Source organism: Roseateles puraquae (assembly GCF_002205845.1).
GTDB classification, from domain to species: domain Bacteria; phylum Pseudomonadota; class Gammaproteobacteria; order Burkholderiales; family Burkholderiaceae_C; genus Pelomonas; species Pelomonas puraquae.
This window is the reverse complement of record NZ_NISI01000016.1, coordinates 44648-65470: the sequence shown is the minus strand read 5'-3', so window position 1 is coordinate 65470 and position 20823 is coordinate 44648. Positions and strand designations below refer to the sequence as shown.

At 68.6% G+C, this 20823-nt stretch carries 20 protein-coding genes; 13 read left to right on the top strand and 7 right to left on the bottom strand.

The features are described from left to right. Positions 1–146: 146 nt before the first annotated feature. Positions 147–2276 (top strand): prolyl oligopeptidase family serine peptidase, encoded by a 2130-nt coding sequence (locus tag CDO81_RS24635; RefSeq protein WP_088485906.1) that lies wholly within the window; start codon positions 147–149, stop codon positions 2274–2276. Further along, the gene (locus tag CDO81_RS24630) at positions 2273–2719 is read left to right on the top strand and encodes a GNAT family N-acetyltransferase (protein ID WP_241517139.1); all 447 of its coding nucleotides are present in this window, start codon (positions 2273–2275) and stop codon (positions 2717–2719) included. The genes CDO81_RS24635 and CDO81_RS24630 overlap by 4 nt, the downstream gene beginning before the upstream one ends. 4 nt (positions 2720–2723) lie before the next feature. Here the strand turns inward: CDO81_RS24630 and CDO81_RS24625 are convergent, their stop codons facing one another. The 3 genes from CDO81_RS24625 to CDO81_RS24615 are packed head-to-tail and all read right to left on the bottom strand — an operon-like array spanning position 2724 to position 5221. Continuing rightward, positions 2724–4055, bottom strand: a complete 1332-nt coding sequence (locus CDO81_RS24625) for a hypothetical protein (RefSeq protein WP_088485905.1) — start codon at positions 4053–4055, stop codon at positions 2724–2726. 58 nt (positions 4056–4113) lie between these two features. After that, positions 4114–4773, bottom strand: coding sequence for an alpha/beta hydrolase (locus CDO81_RS24620; RefSeq protein WP_088485904.1), 660 nt, complete (start codon positions 4771–4773; stop codon positions 4114–4116). Then, entirely contained in the window at positions 4766–5221 is a 456-nt protein-coding gene (locus tag CDO81_RS24615; RefSeq protein ID WP_158218420.1) for a GNAT family N-acetyltransferase, read from the bottom strand. The genes CDO81_RS24620 and CDO81_RS24615 overlap by 8 nt, the downstream gene beginning before the upstream one ends. A 52-nt stretch (positions 5222–5273) precedes the next feature. On the opposite strand from CDO81_RS24615, the gene CDO81_RS24610 reads away from it, so the two are divergent. The 11 genes from CDO81_RS24610 to CDO81_RS24565 all read left to right on the top strand — a co-directional run bounded on the left by CDO81_RS24610 (position 5274) and on the right by CDO81_RS24565 (position 15974). Next, positions 5274–5945 carry a histidine phosphatase family protein gene (locus CDO81_RS24610; RefSeq protein ID WP_088485902.1) on the top strand — a complete coding sequence of 224 codons (672 nt, stop codon included), beginning with the start codon at positions 5274–5276 and terminating at the stop codon, positions 5943–5945. Between the two features lie 76 nt (positions 5946–6021). Then, positions 6022–6786 (top strand): ABC transporter ATP-binding protein, encoded by a 765-nt coding sequence (locus tag CDO81_RS24605; RefSeq protein WP_088485954.1) that lies wholly within the window; start codon positions 6022–6024, stop codon positions 6784–6786. After that, positions 6783–9188, top strand: coding sequence for a type II CAAX endopeptidase family protein (locus CDO81_RS24600; protein ID WP_088485901.1), 2406 nt, complete (start codon positions 6783–6785; stop codon positions 9186–9188). The genes CDO81_RS24605 and CDO81_RS24600 overlap by 4 nt, the downstream gene beginning before the upstream one ends. Positions 9189–9309: 121 nt before the next feature. Next, positions 9310–9852 carry a PEP-CTERM sorting domain-containing protein gene (locus CDO81_RS24595; protein ID WP_088485900.1) on the top strand — a complete coding sequence of 181 codons (543 nt, stop codon included), beginning with the start codon at positions 9310–9312 and terminating at the stop codon, positions 9850–9852. Positions 9853–9862: 10 nt separating this feature from the next. Beyond that, positions 9863–11101 carry a class I SAM-dependent methyltransferase gene (locus CDO81_RS24590; protein WP_088485899.1) on the top strand — a complete coding sequence of 413 codons (1239 nt, stop codon included), beginning with the start codon at positions 9863–9865 and terminating at the stop codon, positions 11099–11101. A gap of 192 nt (positions 11102–11293) precedes the next feature. Further along, positions 11294–11920 carry a hypothetical protein gene (locus tag CDO81_RS28265; protein ID WP_158218419.1) on the top strand — a complete coding sequence of 209 codons (627 nt, stop codon included), beginning with the start codon at positions 11294–11296 and terminating at the stop codon, positions 11918–11920. A 65-nt stretch (positions 11921–11985) separates the two neighbouring features. Beyond that, entirely contained in the window at positions 11986–12486 is a 501-nt protein-coding gene (locus tag CDO81_RS24585) for an ASCH domain-containing protein (protein ID WP_158218418.1), read from the top strand. Positions 12487–12575: 89 nt separating this feature from the next. Continuing rightward, positions 12576–13103, top strand: coding sequence for a hypothetical protein (locus CDO81_RS24580; protein WP_158218417.1), 528 nt, complete (start codon positions 12576–12578; stop codon positions 13101–13103). An 886-nt stretch (positions 13104–13989) separates the two neighbouring features. Next, positions 13990–14412 (top strand): hypothetical protein, encoded by a 423-nt coding sequence (locus CDO81_RS24575; protein WP_088485896.1) that lies wholly within the window; start codon positions 13990–13992, stop codon positions 14410–14412. Between the two features lie 133 nt (positions 14413–14545). Further along, the gene (locus CDO81_RS24570; protein WP_088485895.1) at positions 14546–15082 is read left to right on the top strand and encodes a DUF4238 domain-containing protein; all 537 of its coding nucleotides are present in this window, start codon (positions 14546–14548) and stop codon (positions 15080–15082) included. Between the two features lie 682 nt (positions 15083–15764). After that, a complete protein-coding gene (locus tag CDO81_RS24565; RefSeq protein WP_088485953.1) occupies positions 15765–15974 on the top strand; it encodes a DUF4287 domain-containing protein in 210 nt (69 codons plus the stop codon). 59 nt (positions 15975–16033) lie between these two features. Here the strand turns inward: CDO81_RS24565 and CDO81_RS24560 are convergent, their stop codons facing one another. From CDO81_RS24560 to CDO81_RS24545, 4 genes are all read right to left on the bottom strand, one after another. Further along, positions 16034–16384 carry an RNA recognition motif domain-containing protein gene (locus CDO81_RS24560; RefSeq protein ID WP_088485894.1) on the bottom strand — a complete coding sequence of 117 codons (351 nt, stop codon included), beginning with the start codon at positions 16382–16384 and terminating at the stop codon, positions 16034–16036. 302 nt (positions 16385–16686) lie between these two features. After that, positions 16687–18393, bottom strand: coding sequence for an SH3 domain-containing protein (locus tag CDO81_RS24555; protein ID WP_144397394.1), 1707 nt, complete (start codon positions 18391–18393; stop codon positions 16687–16689). Positions 18394–18471: 78 nt separating this feature from the next. Then, positions 18472–19044, bottom strand: a complete 573-nt coding sequence (locus tag CDO81_RS24550) for a DVUA0089 family protein (protein ID WP_088485892.1) — start codon at positions 19042–19044, stop codon at positions 18472–18474. A gap of 20 nt (positions 19045–19064) precedes the next feature. Continuing rightward, positions 19065–20735 (bottom strand): alkaline phosphatase D family protein, encoded by a 1671-nt coding sequence (locus CDO81_RS24545; RefSeq protein ID WP_088485891.1) that lies wholly within the window; start codon positions 20733–20735, stop codon positions 19065–19067. Between the last annotated feature and the right edge of the window lie 88 nt (positions 20736–20823).

The window sequence follows — 20823 nt, the reverse complement described above, 5'->3', positions numbered from 1 at the left end:
TTCGCCGGCCCCTCAAGGGGCGCACCACGCGGCCCGGCAAAGCCGGTTCCGCGGGCGCTGCTGGGTAAAACCCTGCGTGACCATCGGCGCGGCAGCAGCGCGCGATGACAATCCTTTGCATTGTCATTACCCCAGGACATCGCTCGATGAAGCTCTCCCTGTCTGCCCTGACCCTCGCTGCCGTCGTCGCCACAAGCGCCCAGGCCCAGGGTCTCAGCTACCCCGTGACGCGCAAGGTCGACCAGGTCGACACCTACCACGGCACCACGGTCGCCGACCCGTACCGCTGGCTGGAAGACGACAACAGCGCCGAGACCAAGGCCTGGGTCGTGCAGCAGAACGAAGTCACCGACAAGTTCCTGGCGGCCATGCCGCAGCGCCTGCCCACCCGGCGCATCTACACCGAGCTCTACAACTTCGAGCGCTTCAGCATCCCCTTCCGGGAAGGCGGCCGCTACTTCTGGAGCCGCAACGATGGTCTGCAGCAGCAAAGCGTGCTCTACACGGCCAAGACGCTGAAGGACGAGCCCCAGGTGGCCCTGGACCCCAACGCGATGAGCAAGGACGGCACCGTCGCGCTCAGCGGCGTGGTGCCCTCGCGCGACGGCAAGCTGCTGGCCTACGGCGTGGCCGGTGCCGGCTCTGACTGGCAGACCTGGAAGGTGCGCGACCTGGCCACCGGCCAGGACCTCGCCGACAAGATCGAATGGGTCAAGTTCAGCAGCGCCAGCTGGACGGCTGACGGCCGCGGCTTCTTCTACGCCCGCTACGACGCGCCCAAGGAAGGCGAGGCTCTCAAGGGCGCCAACTACTACCAGAAGCTCTACTACCACCGCCTGGGCACGCCACAGTCCGAGGACGTGCTGGTGGCCGAGAACCGCGAGGACAAGGAGTGGGGCTTCGGCACCGAGGTGTCCGACGATGGCCAGCTGCTGTTGATCAGCGTCTGGAAGAGCGCCGGCCGCAAGAACGGCCTGATGGTGCTGCCCCTGCCCAAGGGCAGCTTTGCCGGCGGCAAGCCCCAGCCGATCACGCTGGACTTCGACGCCCAGTACTCGCCCGTGGCCGTGGTGGGCGGCAAGCTCATCGTGAAGACCGACAAGGACGCGCCCCGTGGCAAGCTGATCAGCATCGACCTGAAGAAGCCCGCACCCGCCGGCTGGAAGACGCTCGTGGCTGAAGGCCCCGACGCCATGACCGGCGCCTCGGCCGTGGGTGGCCGCTTCCTGCTGACCTATCTGCAGGATGCCGCCACGCTCGTGCGCGTGCACGCCGCCGACGGCAAGCGGCTGACCGACGTGAAGCTGCCCGGCGTGGGCACGGCCGGTGGCTTTGGCGGCCGCTGGACCGATGCCGAAACCTTCTTCAGCTACACCAGCCTCACCACGCCCGCGTCCATCTACCGCTATGACGTGAAGACGGGCAAGGTTTCGCTCTTCAAGGAGCCCAAGACCATCTTCAACAGCGACGAGTACGAGACGCGCCGCGAATTCGTCACCAGCAAGGACGGCACGCGCTTCCCGATCTTCATCGCGGCCAAGAAGGGCCTCAAGCTCGATGGCAAGAACCCCACGCTGCTCTACGGCTACGGCGGCTTCGACATCTCCATCACGCCCGGCTACGGCGTCACCGCGGCCACCTGGCTGAAGATGGGCGGTGTCTACGTGATCGCTTCCATCCGCGGCGGTGGCGAGTACGGCGCGGCCTGGCATGAGGCCGGCACCAAGCTCAAGAAGCAGAACGTCTTTGACGACTTCATCGCGGCCGGCGAATGGTTGGTGGCCAACAAGGTGGCCAGCCCCGCCACGCTGGCCATCAACGGGGGCAGCAACGGCGGCCTGCTGGTCGGCGCGGTCACCAACCAGCGCCCCGACCTCTTCGCCGCGGCCGTGCCGCAGGTCGGCGTGATGGACATGCTGCGCTACCAGAACTTCACCATCGGCTGGGCCTGGGCCACCGACTACGGCACCAGCAAGGACAGCCCGGAGATGTTCAAGGCCCTGCAGGCCTACTCGCCGCTGCACAACATCAAGAGTGGCGTGAACTACCCGGCCGTGCTCGTCACCACGGGTGACCACGACGACCGCGTCGTGCCCGCGCACAGCTTCAAGTACGCCGCCACGCTGCAGGCCGCCGACACCGGCGCTGCGCCCAAGCTGATCCGCATCGAGACCAATGCCGGCCACGGCGCGGGCAAGCCCACCTCCAAGATCATCGAGGAGCGCAGCGACATCCTGGCCTTCATCGCCCACGTGATGAAGCTGGAAGTGAAGTGAGCACGGCGGCCACCTTGCGCGATCTCGGCGTCGGCGACGCCGAAGCCTTGGTGGCCCTGTACGAGCACCTGAACCCGGGCGACCCGCCCCCGTCGCCCGCGGCGGTGCGGGCGGTGTTCGCCCATCCGGGCCTGCGGCATTTCGGGCGGTTTGCCGAGGGCCGGCTGATTGCCAGCTGCAACCTCGCCGTCATCCCCAACCTCACGCGCGGCGGGCGCAGCTACGGCGTCATCGAGAACGTCGTCACCGAGGCTGCGCACCGCGGCCGGGGCCACGGCCAGGCGGTGATCCAGCATGCCCTCGGCCAGGCCTGGGCGAGCGGCTGCTACAAGGTCGTGCTGACCACCAGCCGCAAGGACCCAGCCGTCTGGGCCTTCTATGAGCGCTGCGGCTTTGCCAGCGGCGACAAGCGCGCTTTCGTCATCCGCGCGCCAGCCACCTGAGCGTTCAGAAGTTCACGGCCTTGGTCTTGAAGCCACGGGCCACCAGCGTCGCGTTGATGAGCTGCGCCTGCTCACGGCTCGGGAAGGGCCAAACCGCCGCGCGCCAGCCTTCCGGCGTCTGGATGACGTCGGCCTGCAAGGTATCGGGGTCGCCATGCACCCCGGCCAGGCTGGCCTGCATCTTCTTGAGCAGGGCTTCAGCATCCGCCTTGCTGCCCGGCGGGCCCACCAGAGCGACCACCACCTTGTCGGGTGACTGCGCCATGCGCGTCAGGCGCGGGTCCGCGGGTTCCGACTTGCCGGTCTTGGCTTCACCGCGCGCCGCGGGCTTCTCGCCCGCCTTGTCCGAAGAGGTGTCGGGCGACTTGTCGGTGACCTTCTCCGCAACCTTGCCTTCCGGCTCGCGCGGCTTGCTCGACAGCAGCGGCGGGCGCTTGATGCCGTCTGCGCGCTCCACGAGCCGCGGGCGGATATCGGGCGGCGGCGCGTCAGCGTCGGGCTCGCTGGCGGCCGTCGCGGGCGACGAGGCTGCGGTGCTGGCGGGCGCAGAGGCGGGTGCAGACGTGGCCTCGGCACCCTCCGATGCCGACGCAGCCGACGCAGCCGATGGGGCGGATGCGGTCGATTCAGCGGGTGCCGCTACGGAGGCTGCAGGCGCTGCCGGTGTCGAGGCGGCTTCTGCCGGGGGCGTCACGGGTTCGCTCACCGAGCGAGGCCACATGAGCCACGCGGCGCCCGCGGTCAGCACCAGCGCCAGCGCGGCTGCGATGCCCACGCGCCGCGGGTCCCACAAGCGCCGGCCGATGATCTCCGACGGGATGCCGCGCCCGGCCAGCACGCGCGTGCGCTGCTTGCCGTGGTCGATGCCCGCCGTCATCAGATAAAGCTCGAAGGGCCAACCGCTGTGCCGGCTGGCCAGCGCCTCGTCGATGACCACCACGCGCCAGGGCTGCGCTTCGGGGGTGGCGGGCGGGTCGGCAAAGCCGTGGGCCAAAGCGAAGGCTTCGATGCGCGCCGGCCGCAGGCCCGGCACGAACCGCTCGTTGAAGGCGCGCCACTGTGTGCGCGGCTTCAGGCCGGGCAGCTTCAACCGGTGCGTGAGGGCCTGCAGCCGATGCCACAGCGCGGCCACCGCCGAAGGCCGGGGCGCGGCGGCCAGTTCGTCGAAGGTGACGGCGTCGGTCAGGACGGGCTCGACCAGGCCGCCCGCCTCGGCCGAGGCGCGCACGAAGGGCAGGGCCACCACGCCCACGGTATGCACGTCGCCCGCGGCAATGCGCCGCGCCAGGGGGTGGCGGTTGTGCCAGGCGACGATCTGTTCAGCAAGACGCTCCATGACGACTACATCTTCCCCGCTCGGCCTGTGCGGCGGCCAGCCGAACAGGCAGGTGAACTCAGCCCAGTTGCTTCAGCAGCCAGGCGTTGAGGTTGCGGATCTCCTCCAGGCAGACCGAATGCGCCATCGGGTAGTCGTGCCACTCGACCGCATGCCCGAGGGCCTGCAGCGCATCCCGGCTGGCCGTGCCGCGGGCGGGCACCACCACGCCATCCTGGGTGCCGTGGGCCATGAAGATCGGCAGGTCGGCATTGGCTGGCGCCCGTTCGGCCGCCGTGCTGGCCGCCAGCGGCAGATAGCCCGACAGGCCCACCGCGCCCGCCAGGCGCTCGGGGTAGCGCAGGGCCGTCATCAGGGCCATGGCGCAGCCCTGCGAGAAGCCCATCAGCACGATGCGGTTGGCCGCTACGCCGCGGGCGCGCTCGGCGTCCACCAGCGCGGCAATCGCCGCCTGCGATTCGCGCAGGCCGGCTTCGTCCTCGCGGCGCACGAGGTCGGTGCCGAGGATGTCGTACCAGGCGCGCATCACATAGCCGCCGTTGATCGTCACCGGCCGCTCGGGCGCATGCGGAAAGATGAAGCGCACCGCGCCGAGCGAGGTCAGGTCCAGCTCCTCGCAGATGGGCACGAAGTCATGCCCGTCGGCGCCCAGGCCGTGCAGCACGATGAGGGTGGTGCCCGGATTGGGGCCGGTGTCGAAGACGAGGGTCTCAAGCATGGCGTTGCCAGTCGTTCAGATGAAGTTCAAAGGGCTGGTCGCCCCAGCGGTCCAGGCCTTCGCCCGTGGGCTGCCACCCGGCACGGCGGTAGAAGGCCTCGGCGCGGGAGTTCGGTTCGGTGGCCAGGTCCAGCCGCGTGTGGCCCTGCGCGAAGAGCCAGTCCACCATCACATCGTGCAGCTGGCGCCCGTAGCCCTGGCCGTGCAGGGCCGGGTCCACGAACATCGCCCAGATGTGGCCGTTGCGCGCATCGCCGATCGCAAAGCCCGCGATGCGCAGCGCCGGGTGCGGTGCCAGCTCCACCACCCAGCCGCGGCCGTAGTCCTCCAGATAGGCGTGCAGCTCGGCATCGCTGATGCGGCCAGGGGTGAGGGTGTTCTCCGTGACGGCGTAGCGAACGCGCCAGAGTTCGGCGGTGTCGGCGCGGGTGGCGATGCGAAGGGTCATGGCGTCATTGTCGCGACAGCCGGGGCCGCTCGCGGCCCGCATGATGCGCGGCATGGGAACCCTCTACCTCGTCCGTCACGGCCAGGCCAGCTTCGGTGCGGCCGACTACGACCAGCTCAGCCCCCGTGGCCATGAGCAATGCCGGCTGCTCGGCGCCTACTGGCGCGAGCGCGGCCAGCGCTTCGACGCCGTCTTCACCGGCACCCTCAAGCGCCACGCGCAGTCGCTGGCGGGCATCGTCGAAGGCCTGGGCGAGGCGCTGGCACCGGTGGCGCTGCCGGGTCTCAATGAATACGACAGCGAGGCCGTCGTGCGCGCCATCCACCCCGAACCGCTGGCGCCGCCGCGCGACCCCGAGGCGGTGAAGCAGCACTTTCGCCTGCTGCGCCAGGGCCTGCTGGCCTGGATGGCGGGCGAAACGGCGCCCGCGGGCATGCCCTCCCACGCCGAGTTCTCCGCGGGCGTGGCCCAGGCGCTGGACCGCGTGCGCGAAGTCGGCATGGGCCGCCAGGTCCTCATTGTCTCCAGTGGCGGCCCCATCGCCACCGCCGTGGCCCAGGTGCTCTGCGCACCCGCCGAGACCTTCGTGGAACTCAACTTGCGCATCCGCAACTCGGCCGTCACCGAGTTCGCCTTCAACCCCAAGCGCCACCACCTGGTGACCTTCAACACCTTGCCGCATCTGGACACGGCAGAGACGCGGGGCTACATCACCCACGCCTGACGCGGCGGCGCCACAGGGGCCCGCTCAGAATGCCGCCCGGGCGTCGCCGAAGATGCGCGCCTCGGGAGGAGATGGCGTGATCGATTTTCAGCAACTGGGCAAGCGCTACGGCAACTTCGAGGCTGTGAAGGGCCTGGACTTCAGCGTCGCGCGCGGCGAGCTGTTCGGCTGCCTCGGCCCGAACGGCGCGGGCAAGACCACCACCATCCGCATGATGATGGGCATCCTCGTGCCCAGCAGCGGCCGGGTGCAGATCGCGGGGCTGGACTGCCACAGCGAGCGGGCCGAGGTGCAGCGCCATGTGGGCTACCTGCCGGATACGCCGGTGTTCTACGACTTTCTGCGTGGTCGCGAGATTCTGCAGTTCGTGGCCGAGATGCACGGCTTCGGCCGCCGCGAGGCCGGCGTGCGGGCCGACCGCATGCTGGACGAGTTCGCGCTGCGCGACGAGGCCCAGGAGTACGCGGTCAACTACTCGCTGGGCATGAAGAAGAAGCTCGGCCTGGCCTGCGCCCTCATCCATGAGCCCGAGGTGCTCATCCTGGACGAACCCATCAACGGGCTGGACCCGCGCGCCTCGCGCGATGTGCAGGAGCGCCTGCGTGACCTGGCCGCGCGGGGCTGCACCGTCTTCGTCTCCACCCACCTGCTGGACATGGCTGAGCGCCTGTGCAGCCGCATCGGCATCTTCCACAAGGGCCAGCTGGCGGCGCTGGGCGCGCCGGCCGAGGTGAAGCAGCGCCTGACGGGCGCGGGTCAGGATGCGTCGCTGGAAGATGCCTTCCTGCAGATCACGAGCGCCGGCGCTGCCGAGGGCGACGCCCAGGAGCCGCGCCCGTGACGCCCCTGCGACCGGTGCCGAGTGCCTGGCAGATGCTGTGGCTGCTCACGCGGCTGCGCCTGCTGCGATTGGTCAACTTGTTCGGCGCCGTGAGCCGCCTGTCCTTCGGTGCCAAGAGCAAGCGCGATGCGCACAGACCCCAGCGCACAGGAACAGGCCGCAAGAAGGGCGTCGGCCTGCTGGCCGGGCTGTTCCTGGGCGGCATGATGCTGTTCGGGTTCGGCGTCATGGCGAAACAGAGCCTGCGCAATCTGCATCACACGCTCGTCGTGCAAGCGCAGATCGACGCGGTGGGCGGTGCGGATGGCGTGAGCGAGGCGGGCGAGAAGTTCCGCCAGACCTTCGAGCGCACGGCGGTGGAGCCGGTGCTGTTGCGTGCCACCACGGGCCTGATCGCGCTGCTGTGGGTTGTCGCCGTCTGCAATGACCTCGGCACCCGCGAGCTGGCACGGCCGGAGTGGGACATGGAATGGCTGGTCACGCTGCCCATCCGCATGCCTACCTTGCTCTGGGCACGGTTGGCGGAGCGCAGCGTGACCAGCCTGTTCGCGCTGTTGTCCCTGTTGCCCCTGCTGCTGGTGCTGGCCTGGCAGCAGGTGTCGCCGGGTTGGCTGGTGCCCCTGATGGCGTTGGCCGCTGCGTTGCCCCTGTTTGCGCTCGCGGCGCTGCTGAGGTCGGTGGTGGACATCGGCCTGCGCCTGCGCCTGGCGCCGGCACGCCTGCGCAATCTGCAGGCCCTGATGTCGGTGCTGGGGCTGTTGGGCTTGTACCTGGCCTTGTCGGTCGGGAGCTCGCAGGGGGCGAGCTTGGGGGTGTCGATGGTCAGCGAAAGCCCGGGCTGGCTGCTGTGGACGCCACCGGGCCTGGTCGTGCAGGCGCTGTATGCCGGTACGCCATGGCAGGCCCTGGTGCTGCTGTTTGCCGCCTGGGCGCAGGCTGGGCTCTTGCTGGCGGCGGGCGTGGCCTGGATGCACCGGCAGTTGCGCCACGGGCTGCTGTCGGGCGGCTCGCGCGAGGCCGGCACCCGCGGGCCGGGCGTCGCGCGCAGCGCCCGAGGCGGCTGGCAACTGCCTTTGCGCTCGCCCGTGCAGCGTCGCGAACTGCTGCTGCTCGCTCGCGACCGCAACTTCCTGGTGCAGACCCTGCTGCTGCCCGTGCTGATCATCGGCAGCCAGATCGTGCTCAATGGCGGCACCCAGGCACTCGGCCAGCTGTTCAGCGGCCCGCCAGCACTGATTGCATCCATCGCCTTCGGGCTGGCGAGCTACATGCTGATGCTGTCGGCCTTCCAGACGCTCAACACTGAAGGCGCGGCCTTGTGGCTGCTCTACACCTTCCCCCGCAGTGTGGGCAGCGTGCTGCGCGACAAGGCGGCCCTGTGGGCCGTGATTGCGCTGGCCTATCCGGTCGGTGTGCTGCTGCCCGGCGCCCTGCATATGGCACCCGGCGCGGGCTGGCGCTACCTGGGACTTGGCCTGTTGGCTTTGGCCGGGGTGCCGCTGTTCTCGGTGATCGCCGTCTCGCTCGCGGTGTTTGCCAGCGACCCGCTGGCGCAGGAGCGCAGCGCGCGCGTGCGGCCGGGCTTCGTCTACCTGTTCATGATGCTGAGCGGCTTCTATGGGTATGGCCTCTGGGCGGCGGCGTGGTGGCAGTCCCTCGTCATCCTGCTGCTGGTCGGCCTGCTCGCCCTGGCACTGTGGCAGAAGGCGAACGACGCCTTGCCCTTCCTGCTCGATCCCGTGGCCTCGCCCCCGGCCCAGCCGTCGGTGGCGGACGGCCTGATCGCCGCGACGGCTTTCCTCGTGCTGCAGCTGATGCTGTCAGCCCTGTGGCGAGTCTTTCAGCCTGACAGACCCGGCGCCGGCGTGCTGGTGTCCTTTGTGGCGGCCGGCGCACTGACTTATGGCCTGGCGCGCCTGGTGTACTGGCGTGCCGGCGTGAAGACGCTGCCCTCGCTGCTCGGCAGGGCCGGGCAACGCAGCGCCGCGGTGCGGGAGGGCCTGCTGTGGGGCGCGGCGGCGGCCGGGCTGGGGGCTGCCTACCTGCTGGCCCTCAGGCAGCTGTTGCTGATGCCCGAGGCCGGCGCTGCGGTGGCGCCGGCCTTGCGCATCGGGCTAGCCTGGCTGTGCGTGCTGGCGGCGCCGGTGTTCGAGGAGTTCATCTTCCGCGGCCTGATCTTTGCAGGCTTGCGTCGCTCTTTCGCTTGGTGGCCCTCGGCGGCTGCCAGCGCGGCGGTCTTTGCGGTCGTGCACCCACCGGTGTCCATGATCCCTGTGTTCTTTCTGGGGCTGTGCACCGCGGCGGCCTACGAGCGTGGCCGCAGCTTGATGGCTCCGATGCTGGTGCACGCGGTCTACAACGCGGTGGTCGTGGGCCTGCAGTTCGGTTGGCCGGGGCGCTGAGGCCGCGGAGGCTGGCCCCATCGGGCCATCCCTTGTTCACGGGCAGTGGCTCTCCTGGGCGAAGTGCCTGCGGCGCCAGGTCGGCAGCATGACGACTCTTTTCAACGGATGGAGTCCCGTCATGTCAACCTCTCGCTTCTTTGCGCTCACGGCGCTGTTGGCCCTGGCGGCTGCGGTCGTGGTCGAGCCGGCGCGGGCCGAGGCGCCCGTGCAGTCTTTCGTGTTCAGCCAGACCGGGTTTGCCGACGAGGCCCGCATCACCGGCACCTTTGCCGGGGCCGACCTGGACGGCGATGGCTGGCTGTACGGCTATGAGCTCACCGGCTTCGAGCTGCACTGGAGCGGCAACCGTGCGGTGGCCGCGTTCAGCCTCGGCTTGGATGACCGCGCGGGCCTGGAGTTCGAGCTGGCCACCGGGCGGGTCTGGCACATGACCGGCGTCAGCCAGGACGCCGAAGGCGGTCGCCACTTCAGCTACGACAGCATGGGCTGGCCGAGCTACCAGGTGCCGGGCACCGTCAGCGACGAGCCGCTCGGCCTGTCGTCCAGCTCCTGGGCCCCGCTGGAGGTGTCGGCCGCCGTGCCGGAGCCGCAGAGCCTGGCGCTGTGGCTGGCAGGCCTGGGGGTGGTCGCCTTGCGCAGGCGAGGCGGACGCCGTCACTGACAATGGCGCCATGGCCGCGCCGTTGTTCACTGCCCTCATCACCCCACCCCCCGCCGCCACGGCGCCTGCGCACGAGCGCTTCCTGCATCTGGTGCGCCTGGCCCTCGCCAGCGGTCAGTTCGGCAAGCTGCTGTTGTCGGGCCCGGTGGGCGATGACGAGGACGTGGAGCGGTTGACGGTTCGTGCGATTGAGCTGCGCGGTGAGCCGGCGCTCACGTTTCTGTGGCGCCACCGGACCAAGGACATCACCAAGAACCACGCGCCCGAGGCGGGCCTGGACGAGGTTGCCCGCCTGCTCGGCGCGCGCTTTCGCAATGCCCATCTGCATACCTCGGCGGAAGAGGTGCAGTTCGCCGTGAGCCGCAAGGGCCGGGAGACGCTGCGCGTGACGCGCATCGACGCCGTCGAGGCGCCCGCGCCCGCGGTGCACGACAAGGCCAAGCACCGGCCGCTGGAGATGGCCCATCCGGTGTGGTCGGCCCTCGGCCTGACCCACGTCGTCAAGGGTGAGCCGGCCCTGGTGCCGGCCATGGCGCGCAAGTGGAAGCAGATCAACCGCTTCGTCGAGATCCTGTCCTCTGCGGTCGAGGAGGCCGGCTTGCAAGGCCCGGTGCGAGTGGCCGACTTTGGCTCCGGCAAGGGCTACCTGACCATTGCCGTGCACGACTGGCTGCAGGCCCGGGGCCTGGCACCCCGGGTGACCGGCATCGAGCTGCGCGACGACATGGTCAAGCTGTGCAACGCCGTCATCGAAGGCGAGCAGTTGCAGGGCATCCGATTCGACCAGGGCGACGTGCGCACCCAGGCCGTGCAGCCGCTGGACGTGATGATCGCGCTGCATGCCTGCGACATCGCCACCGACCACGCCCTGCACGTGGGCCTGCAAAGCGGCGCGCGCATCATCATGAGCTCGCCCTGCTGCCACAAGGAGCTGCGCCCGCAGATGACGCTGCCCGAGGTGCTCAGGCCCATGCTGCAGCACGGCATCCACCTCGGCCAGGAGGCCGAAATGGTGACCGACTCGCTGCGCGCCCTGCTGCTGGAGAGCCAGGGCTACCGCACCCAGGTGTTCGAGTTCATCGCGCTGGAGCACACCAGCAAGAACAAGATGATCTTGGCGGTCAAGGCGCAAGGGCCTGCCGCCGCGGCTCTGGCTGCACGGCGGCCGGAGCTGCTGGCGCAGATCGCAGAGATCAAGCGCTTCTACGGGCTGAAAGAGCAGCGGCTGGAGCAGTTGCTGGCCGCGTGAGCCACAGCGGAGCGACCGTTCAAGTTCAGCAGCAGCACTGCAGCAGACCCCGGCGCGCCCGGGGGCACCATTCGGGGCAGCCGCAGTTGCTGCAGGCACGCCTGTGGCGATGCAATCCGGCTCAGCACGGAGCCCGGCACCGAAACGCTAAGGAGGAACGGGACGCTTGCCAACAACCATTCCGAGAGCTGAATGCCTCTGCACAACCTTGACCGTCGCCTACTGCCCTGGGTCCTGGGGGCCAGCCTGCTGAGTGCGCCCGCGGCACGCGCGGCGGAGGACTTTCCGGCAGCCGAGCAGGCCCAGCCGATCACGGTGGACCGGCTCGCCGCCGTGCATGCCGCAGGGGGCGCCTACCTGCGGGCTGCCGTCGGCGGCCAGCAGGCCCAGCAGTGGTTGGCCGCCGTGGCTGACATGCCGGGCGGGCTCCACGTCGTCGCCGCCTGCATCGGCTCGTTCGACCGGCCGGGGCAGTCGCAGGCCTTGCTGGGGCTCGTGACGGCCGATGCAAGCCGGCTGATGTATGCCGTTTTCTCGCCGGGTGCTGCGCCGCAGGTGGTGTGGGATGAGAAGCCGGCACCCGGGCGCGTGGCGGGGACGATGCCGCGCTTTCCGAGTGCCCGCTGCCTGTCATGGACCGCCGTCGAGCGGCTGAACGCCCGCCTTCGCTCGGCAGGCGTTCAAGACACGGTCAAGCGACGCTCCTCCATGGATGCCGCCTGCGTGGCACCGATGACGTCGGACTACGAGTACCTCTGCTACGGTTGGGACACCGGGCGTCGGCGCTGGGAGCGGCTGGGCGGCTGGCTGCAGCCCTGAGGGCCAGCGCCTGCCGGTCGCCCAAGCACAGCGCGGCTGGGCAGAATGCCGCCACGGGAGGGCCCATGAACCTGCACCACGACATCCTCGAAGCCGCCTATCCCGGGCAGAGCCATCGCTTCTTCCTGCCGATCAGCATCGGTGGCACGCCAGCGCTCGCTGACGAAGGCGCCGGCCTCATCCTGTCGGGCATCAAGACGGCGACCTCTTCGGCCTTCTGGGACTACCCGGACGGCCGCATCCCGTTCGCCGGCGCGCTGTCCGTGCTGCTGGACGGGCGGGACCAGCCCGTGGCCATCATCGAGACGACCGGGGTCATGCCGGTGCGCTACTGCGACGTGACGGAGCCCATGGCGCTGGCCTATGGCGAAGGCGAGCGCACGCTGGCCTCCTGGCGCCACCACACCGGCGGCTGGTTCCGCGCCAAGGCGGCACGCGAGGGGCAGGCGTTCAGTGACGAGACCCTCATCCTGTGGGAGACACTGGCCGTGGTGCGGCGCCTGTGCTCAAGCGCCACGGATGACTCAGCCTTGCACCACACCCTCCAGCAGCCCTCGGGACTGTGATGATGCGCATCTGCTCTCTTGTCGTTGGGCCTTTGCTGCTCGGGCTCGCCCTGCCGCTCGCTGCGGCTGAGCGCCTGGACCCTCAGCAGATGTTCCTGCAACTGCGGCCCGATTTGGGCCACCTGCAGTTCCTGTGGACCCAGGCGGAAGGTGACCTCAATGGCGATGGCATGGCGGATGTCGCGATGCTGTTGACCGGCAGCACGGGCACCGACGCGGGCAGGGACGAACGGCTCGTGATCCTGGCCGGTACGCCCGCAGGCGGCTACCGCGTGCTATCCGTGTCCGCCGATTTCTGCCACCCGAGCAAGTTCTACAACTTGGAGATCCGGCGCGGGGCGCTGTTGGTCGAGACGGTCGAGACGGCAGACGGCGGTCGATGGGGCAGCACGACCCGGCGCTTTCGCTACAACGCCGGGCGCCAAGACCTGGAGCTGATCGGCGAAGACACGCGTTCGGAAGACGAGTCATCGGGCGAAGCGGAGCGTGGCAGCACCAACTTCCTGACCGGCCAGCACGTGTCGACCACCCGCAGCAAAGGCAAGACCCAGACGACAACCCGACAACTCGGCATCACCGCACGGCCCTTCCTGAACGGCTGGGACTGCGGGCGATAGCGCCAAGGCGCCGCCACACGGCCCCGATGCGCGGCCAATCGGCTCTTCGCTTCTTGGGCTACGGGCTTGCCGGGGTGCTTCTGCTTTGTGCCGGATGGTGCCTGCTGTGGGTGCTTCCATCCAGCAACATGGCGTTCATGCCTTGCTGCGGGAAGGTGGCCGTCAGGACGAGCTTTCGTTTGAGTGGCGCTATCGGCCAGGAGCGGTCGTCAGAACTAGACCGCTTTCATGTAGCCTAGTCTGTCTCCCCGTCACATCGTGCTATGCCCTCGTCCACGCCCGGCTACTGGTTCACGTCTACGGTCTTTGAGGCAGAGCCTGGTGAAGACCATCAGACCAACCCGCGTATGTATGGGCGCCAACCGGCAAGGTGGCTCCGCGAGGGGCTTGTCAGGCTTGGGTACCACGCTGAGGAGGTGTTTGGGGAAGACTGGGGTTGGTGCGTTATGTGCCAGCGCGATCCGTACCTACTGTGGGTTGGCTGCGTGAATCTGCCGGATAGGGGCTTCGCGCAGGAAGGTGATCCGCCGCCGGCCAGAAGCCAACTCCTCTGGAACGTTGTGCCGTTTGCCGAAGTGCCGTTTTTCAAGCATGCGTTTCGTCGCAAGCCCGACATAACACCCGGGCTCGCTAAACTTGACGCTGACCTCCACGTGCTGCTGAAGGCTGAGCCCTCCATTCGGATTTTTGGCCAGGAAGTCGCGACGACCTGGTTTGAACGTGGAGACACTGGCAGTCTGGATGGGCCAGTTTGGCCTTGACTGGCGCCTGTCGGCCAGGAGCGGACTTCGGCGAGAGGCGGCTTTCCGGTAGGCTCCAAGCTCCCAACGTTCGAAACGTCGCCTTGGACGTTCATGCGCAACCCCAAACCGTTTGAAGATTGGCCATGTTTGTCATCGAAGCGCGGAACAGTCGAGGTTGGCGTTGGATTTCGGCGATATGCCGGGATCAGCAGCGCGCGATCGACTTCCTCGCATCCGTCCCGCCAGAGCTTCAACCGGTGCAACGCATGATTGAAGTCCCGGCTCGTGACTACCCCATGTTCATCGTGGAAGACCACGGCTTCGAGTATGGGAGCGCGGAGCTTGTTCGGAGACGGTTGTCCCAGTTGCGGCCGTGTGGCGATGAAGATGCTGTTCTGCTGAACGTCTACATCGTGCGGGAGGACTTCTTGCCGGACCATCCGGGCAGGGACTGCATGGGGCACCTTTACCACTGGCACATCACGGACGATGCACTCCGCCCGCCGCGGATCGACCGAATACATGAAGAGCTTGATCGTGCGACCCAGGAGCAGCCGAGCGACTGATGCGGCGTGGTGACCAAACCTTGGTCCGGCGGTGACCAAAGTCAGCCAGGATCGGCCGGTGGCATCGGGCGGCTTTCGCGCAAACCTGTTGCTCGCGCCGCATCCTCCACGACACTGCTCAACATATCAACCAATGAGCCATCGAAAGCATCACTACGTGCCTGCTTTCTTGCTAGAGCAGTGGCACGCAGAAGACACGCGAAAGCTGGTCTCGTTCAGATGGGCGCACGGGGCTCTGCGATCGCACCCGCATACGGCACAACACGTGGCCAAGGCCGACCACCTTTATTCAATGGTGCGTTCAGCCAGCCAGCCAAACGTTGCGGCGGAGCGCGACTTCCTTGGGCCGCATGTTGATGATCCGGCCGCAAAGGTTCACAAGCAGATCCTCGCAAGCGGTGTTCGTTCCCTCAGCATGCAGGACCGAGCGGTCTGGTCGCGGTTTCTGGTTGCCCAGTTGCTGCGCATACCGAGGATGGTTGAACACATGCGGGGGAAGGGGCGAGATATCTTGCGTCGCCAGCTTCAGGACGCTCCCGATGAATACGAGGCGGTGCGAGGCGATGCCGCCGAAGAGTCACTTTACGAATGGGCCTTGCAGAACTCCCGGACATCTTTGATGACTTGGCAATTCACACGCTGCCATCACTTGTCCAATCTGAAGTACTGAACAGAGCTTTTCTGGGGCCAGGCGTCAGTTGGGCTACTCGCCAGCTTCATAGCTCAGTCCATGAACTTCTGATTGGCGATGCACCGCTTATCGTCGTTGGGACGCTTGCCACTAGCTATCTGGCTTGTCTGCCCTTGGGGCCACGGAACGCCTTCTTCGCGTTCAACAATCCCCGTACTTGGGAGCAGACAATGGCACGTTCCCAGTCCGAGATGGCAAAGGAGATCAACTGGAATACGGTGCAGCAGGCCGACACCTACGTGTACGCCCGGACGGTGGCGCAATTCGGCTTCATTGAACGGCACCTAAAGAGGCCACCCGGCTAGCGACGAAGGAGATGACAAAGCCCTTTCAATGACTGGCTCACTGAAGAAGTGTTGCAGCGCGCGCATGAATCACCTACGAGCTTGGCCTTCTCGCTGTGGACAACTAATGCCCGCTTGCCGGCACCCAACCTGGCATGCCTGAGCGGCCGCACCGGGTCGTCAGCCGACCTTCCACCAACCCCGTCCCCCAGCGGTCAACGCCTCTCAACGGCAGGGCAAATTAGGCAACTGACCTCAAGCCAGGGCCCGTAGACCCAGCGCACGCAGCCCTGCAACTTGTCGATCCCGCGCGCCTCGATTCGTCGAGCGAGCAGCATGCCCTGCATCGAGCCATGCCTTGCCATTTGGAGCTGCCCATGCCGACACCCGAAAAAGCCAAAGGCCCCGCGTCCTACTTTCCGTCCATCGAGAAGACCTACGGCCAACGCGTCGAGCACTGGCTGGCTGTCCTGCGGGCGGCAGGCGACTTGAAGCACATGGAATTGGTCGCCTTGCTCAAGTCGGCTCATGGGCTGGGGCATGGGCATGCGAATGCGCTGGTGGCCCATCACCTGGCCGGGCGCTAGCTGAGCCGGGCGAAAAAGAACGGCTCCGTGGAGCCGTTTCTCGCGAGCCGCTGCGGGCCTCAGTAGCGACCGCCGCCGAAGCCGCCGTTGCCGTAGCCAACGTCCGGTCGATTGCTGGCGCGGTAGCCGGTGGCGCTGTAGGCGCCGGGGGCGGCGCGTTCTTCGCGAGGGCGGGCGAGGCTGACGACGATGCGGCGGCCTTCGACTGACACGCCGTTCAAGGCGCTGATCGCGGATTGCGCCGCTTCGGGTGAGGCCATCTCGACAAAGCCGAAGCCCTTGGACTCGCCCGTGTCGCGGTCCATCATCACCTTGGCCGAGGTCACGCCGCCGAACTCGGCGAAGTTGCTCTTCAGGCTGGTATCGGTGACGGAGTAGGGCAGGTTGCCCACGTAGATCTTGCTGCTCATGGCTGAGCCTTTCGGTGGTTCAGGGCGTCGTCGAGCAGCAGTGTGCCGCCCAGGCTGGCCCGGGGTCGTGCGGAGGAGGGGGCGGATGCGGGCGGGTGCAGTCGGCGCCGGCATGAGCGAAAGGGGCGGTTGGCTGCAGCTCGGCGGGCCTACCGGCGACGGGCGTCGCGTGTCTCGGTCGGCATGGAGGCCGCCGGTGAAACGGCGTCGGCCGGAACACGGCGCGGATTATACGTTCGTGTTATTTGAACGGCTGCCCATATTATTTTCTGTTTCAAAGGGCAGGCTTCAGCCCGGCCGCTTCAACAGCCACAGCCGTAGGCAAAGCGGTCGTGCCCCAGCACCTTCCACGCGCCACCGATATTGGCCAGCTGCAGCCGCCACCAGGGGTCGTCGGTGGTGGACATCATGTCCAGGTGGCCTGGCCCGCGGCCCACGCCTTCCAGCACGACAAGGTCGGGGCGGCCGTCGCCATCGAGGTCGAAGCTCATCTGCACCACGCGCACGAAGCCAGTCGCCTCGCGGTCCAGCTTGATCACCTGTTCGCTGCGTTCGGCCTTGGCCCGGGGCGGTGCCTGCAGCGCGTTGTAGCCAAACAGCCGGGGTGGGCCGGCGCGCCGCGGCGGCGGTGTCAGGCCCATGCCGGCGTCCTGGCCGTAGCGCCAGATGGCGCCGTCGACATCGCCGAAGCCGAAGCCGGGCGTCCAGTCGCCGCACTCGGGTTCGTCCACATCACGCCACAGCAGCTCGGTGTAGGCGGCTGTGTTGGGTTCGCTCGTCAATGAGCCGTCGCGGTGCAGCCGCACGAACTGCACCGGGCGGGTCAGCGACTCGGTGCGGCTGAGCATGTCATAGAGCCCGGCTGCCGCGTTGGGCTCATCGCTGCGACGCTGCGGCTTGCGCGGCGTGACCACCGTGCGGTAGATGCCGTCGAAGCGGCCGGCCAGGGCCTGGGCGTTTTCGCCCGGCGGGCCGATCTCGGCTTCGGTCTTGAACAGGGATGGCGCCGCCGTGGGCAGCTCCAGCGCGCGCATCAGGCGCAGCACCCGTTCACCCCCGCCCTCGGCAGAAATGGGATCGTGCAACGGGCCGGACAGGCCCAGGGCATTGGCGATGCGATGCGCGGCGCCGCTGGCGCGGTACTCGCGTTCCCACAGGGCCTTGTCCTGGCCGGACTGCGCTTGCGCGCGGCGGGCCGGGCTGAGCAGCGACGGCTCGTGCGCCGCCGCCAGCGCCTTCAAGGCGGCCCAGTCGGGCAGCGGTGGCGGCGGGCTGCCCTTGAGGCCCAGGGCCAGGTGAGCCTTCATGCGCTCCAGCGCTTCGTCGCGCGGCCAGGGGCCGGCCTTGGCCGACTCCGGCAGGGCCTTGGCGAGTTGCTGGGCATGCGCTTCGAGCTTCCACCAGCCGGGCGCCCGCCAAAAGGCGCGCACGGGGTCGGGGTCATCCCCGGCGGCCACTGCTGCTGAGAGTGGCTCCAGGCCGAGGTATTGACAAGCTGCATAACCGCTCGGGCCATCGGGCTTGCCGGCGCGGTCCTGCGGCTGCACTTCGCAATAGCCGGCGCTGGCATCAGGCTTGAGGAGCCGCACCGTGCGGTTCACGGCCAGCCGCGACAGTTGCGGCGCGTCGCGCGAGGGGCCACTGCGCAGGATCACGGCCGTGCCGGTCACCCAGCGCTGGTCGGCCGGCACACCCCCCTGGCCGGCGCGCGGCCGGGCCACCGGGTCGGCACTCAGGTACTGGCAGGCGACGTAGCCGTACAGGCCGTCACCTTCGATCAGGCAAAAGCCATCGAAGACGGTCGGGCTCTTCAGGATGACCTGCGCGCCCCGCTGCAGCAGGCCCCGTACCGGGTGGTCGAGGCCCGGGCCGTTGCGCACGCGCAGGTCGTCGGCCTTGATCCAGCGCGGCGGCTGTTCCAGCGCCTGGCCGAGGGGCGCAAGGGTGCTCAAGGCCAGCCCGAGCAGGGCGCCGAGCGCGGCCTTCACGGGCCGTCGGGGTCGATGCATGTGGTCTCCCTGGCCGGGCGCGGGCCCGGTGGCGAGGGAGTGTAGGAGGGCGCTCGTGCCCCGAGAGCTCGTCGCCCCTCAGCCGCGTCGGCGTGCCCGCAGGCCGAGCGCCAGCAGGCCCGGCAGCATCAGCGCCCAGCCGGCCGGCTCGGGCACGACCGCGGCGGTCTCGACGCCGCTCAGGTGCAGGCGCCAGAAGCCGCCCTTCTGGTCGTTGGCGTTGACGTCGTAGCTCGGCTGGTTCCAGGTGGCCAGGGGGATGGGCGTGTCGCCGTCGTAGGTGAAGCCGGCGGACAGCGTCGAACCCAGCCGGGTGTTGGAGCTCGCGTTGAGCACCAGGCGGTAGCTGCCGGCCGTGCTGGCAGTGAACGTCAGGCCAGCGTCGAAGAAGCCAGCGCCGGCGTTGACGAGGCTGCCGTTGTCATCGTCTTCCAGCACGATGGCATCGCCCTGGGCCAGGTAGAGCTGCGGGTCGAAGTTCAGGCCCGACTGCCAGCTGTCGGTCCACAGCGAGATGCTGCTGCCGGCGGCGACCTGGAAGTCGATGACGATCTTGTCGTTGTGGTTCACCGCCTGGCCGGAGAAGGTCAGGTCCGCCGCGCCGGCGTTCAGCGAGAGCAGGGCGGCGAGGAGCGTGAGGGCGTGCTTCATGTCGAGGGTCCGTGGGAGGTTCAGGGGGCCAGGGCCGGCGGGTTGGCGCGGTTGGGTGTCTGGGCGGAGGCGCGCAGGCGGTTCTCGCCGGCGCGCACCTCGAAGGCGGTCGCGAAGGTCTCGATGTTGCTGGGGCTGGCCACCGTGTCGACGTACCACCACTCGCCCACCACGCGGTCACGGTTGACGTCCATGACCATGTAGCCGCGGCGGGTCAACTGCACGTACTTGAAGTGCGGGTTGAAGGAGCGGATGGCGCCCGCCACCGCGCCGGTCGTGTCGGTGTCGATGCCGGGCGAGGTGACCGACGTGCCGACGAACTCCACCGCCAGCGAACCGGCGCCGGTGGCCTTGTCGTAGGCGGCCGGGTTGTAGGGGTTGGGGTGCAGGTCGGCGGCCCAGCTGCTGTGGATGTCGCCGGTCAGCACGACGACGTCGTTGACCTTGGCGTTCGCGGCATCGCCCTGGATGCCGGCAAAGATGCGGTTGCGCGCTGGCTCGTAGCCATCCCACTGGTCGCTGTTGATGAAGTACAGGCCCGGGTCGGTCGCCTGGTTGCTACCCGGCGCCTTGAGCTGGGCAAACATGACGCCCTGGCCGAGCAGCTTCCACTGGGCCGGCGTGGTGCGCAGGCGGTTGATGAGCCAGGCCTCCTGCGCATCGCCCAGGAGGGTGCGGCTCGCGTCGCCATAGCCCGGGTCGGTGGTCGCGAAGCCGGCGCCGAAGGCGGTGGGGTGCACGGCCGTCGTGAGCTGCTCGGAGCGGGCGTTCACGCGCTCTTCCAGCATCAGCAGTTCGGCCAGGTCACCGTAGGCGAAGCTGCGGTGGTTGTCGCGCAGGTTGGCCACGTCCACCGGGCGCACCGGCATCCATTCGTAGTAGGCCTGCATCGCGGCGGCCACGCGGGCGCTCCAGTCGCCTTCGGTGGCGGGCTGGTGGTTTTCGGCGCCGGTCTTGAAGGCGTTGTTGGCCGTCTCGTGGTCGTCCCAGATGGCGATCAGCGGATGCTGGCGGTGCATGGCCTGGGAGTCGGCATCACGCTTGTACTGGGCATGGCGCTGGCGGTAGTCGGCCAGCGTGACGATCTCTTGGGCCGGCTCGGGCGTGCGCACGCTGCCGTACTGGCGGGCGCCGTATTCGTAGATGTAGTCGCCCAGGTGCATGACCAGGTCGAGGTCGGCCCGTGCCGCGATGCGGGCGTAGGCGTTGAAGTAGCCGTAGGCGTGGTTGGAGCAGCTCACCACCGCGAAGCGCAGGCTGTTCACGCCGGTCGTCGGCAGCGTCTTGGTGCGGCCCACGGGGCTGTCCACGCCCTCGGCGCTGAAGCGGTAGTAGTAGGTCGTGCCGGGCTTCAGGCCCGCGGCATCGACCTTGACGGTGTAGTCGCGGCCCGGGTTGGTCTTGGCGCTGCCGCGCTGCACGACCTGGGTGAGCGCCGGGTCAGTCGCCACCACGTACTGCACCGCGATGGCCGGGCGGGCCGCCGACGGCGTCACGCGGGTCCACAGGATGACGCGGTCAGCCAACGGGTCGCCGCTGGCCACGCCGTGCTCGAAGCGCACCGGCCCGGTGGTCTGCGCGAGCAGCGGCGTGGCGGTCGCCACGGCCACGGCGCCAGCGCCTGAGCGTTTGAAGAAGTCGCGGCGGCTGCTGCCTTCGCGCGACGGCTGAACCTTGCTAGGACGACCCATGCGTTACCTCGTGTGCGCTGCCGCAGCGGCTGCTGCGGATGGGCGCGGAGGATGGGTCGCTTCTGTGAAGCGGTCGTGACGGCGCGGT

Coding starts and splice junctions, on each gene's coding strand:
- CDO81_RS24585 (WP_158218418.1), top strand. CDS start 11,986: ATGAACCTGCACCACGACATCCTCGAAGCCGCCTATCCCGGGCAGAGC.
- CDO81_RS24545 (WP_088485891.1), bottom strand. CDS start 20,735: ATGGGTCGTCCTAGCAAGGTTCAGCCGTCGCGCGAAGGCAGCAGCCGC.
- CDO81_RS24620 (WP_088485904.1), bottom strand. CDS start 4,773: ATGCTTGAGACCCTCGTCTTCGACACCGGCCCCAATCCGGGCACCACC.
- CDO81_RS28265 (WP_158218419.1), top strand. CDS start 11,294: ATGCCTCTGCACAACCTTGACCGTCGCCTACTGCCCTGGGTCCTGGGG.
- CDO81_RS24595 (WP_088485900.1), top strand. CDS start 9,310: ATGTCAACCTCTCGCTTCTTTGCGCTCACGGCGCTGTTGGCCCTGGCG.
- CDO81_RS24635 (WP_088485906.1), top strand. CDS start 147: ATGAAGCTCTCCCTGTCTGCCCTGACCCTCGCTGCCGTCGTCGCCACA.
- CDO81_RS24575 (WP_088485896.1), top strand. CDS start 13,990: ATGTTTGTCATCGAAGCGCGGAACAGTCGAGGTTGGCGTTGGATTTCG.
- CDO81_RS24590 (WP_088485899.1), top strand. CDS start 9,863: ATGGCCGCGCCGTTGTTCACTGCCCTCATCACCCCACCCCCCGCCGCC.
- CDO81_RS24560 (WP_088485894.1), bottom strand. CDS start 16,384: ATGAGCAGCAAGATCTACGTGGGCAACCTGCCCTACTCCGTCACCGAT.
- CDO81_RS24570 (WP_088485895.1), top strand. CDS start 14,546: ATGAGCCATCGAAAGCATCACTACGTGCCTGCTTTCTTGCTAGAGCAG.
- CDO81_RS24610 (WP_088485902.1), top strand. CDS start 5,274: ATGGGAACCCTCTACCTCGTCCGTCACGGCCAGGCCAGCTTCGGTGCG.
- CDO81_RS24550 (WP_088485892.1), bottom strand. CDS start 19,044: ATGAAGCACGCCCTCACGCTCCTCGCCGCCCTGCTCTCGCTGAACGCC.
- CDO81_RS24615 (WP_158218420.1), bottom strand. CDS start 5,221: ATGACCCTTCGCATCGCCACCCGCGCCGACACCGCCGAACTCTGGCGC.
- CDO81_RS24555 (WP_144397394.1), bottom strand. CDS start 18,393: ATGCATCGACCCCGACGGCCCGTGAAGGCCGCGCTCGGCGCCCTGCTC.
- CDO81_RS24580 (WP_158218417.1), top strand. CDS start 12,576: ATGTTCCTGCAACTGCGGCCCGATTTGGGCCACCTGCAGTTCCTGTGG.
- CDO81_RS24625 (WP_088485905.1), bottom strand. CDS start 4,055: ATGGAGCGTCTTGCTGAACAGATCGTCGCCTGGCACAACCGCCACCCC.
- CDO81_RS24565 (WP_088485953.1), top strand. CDS start 15,765: ATGCCGACACCCGAAAAAGCCAAAGGCCCCGCGTCCTACTTTCCGTCC.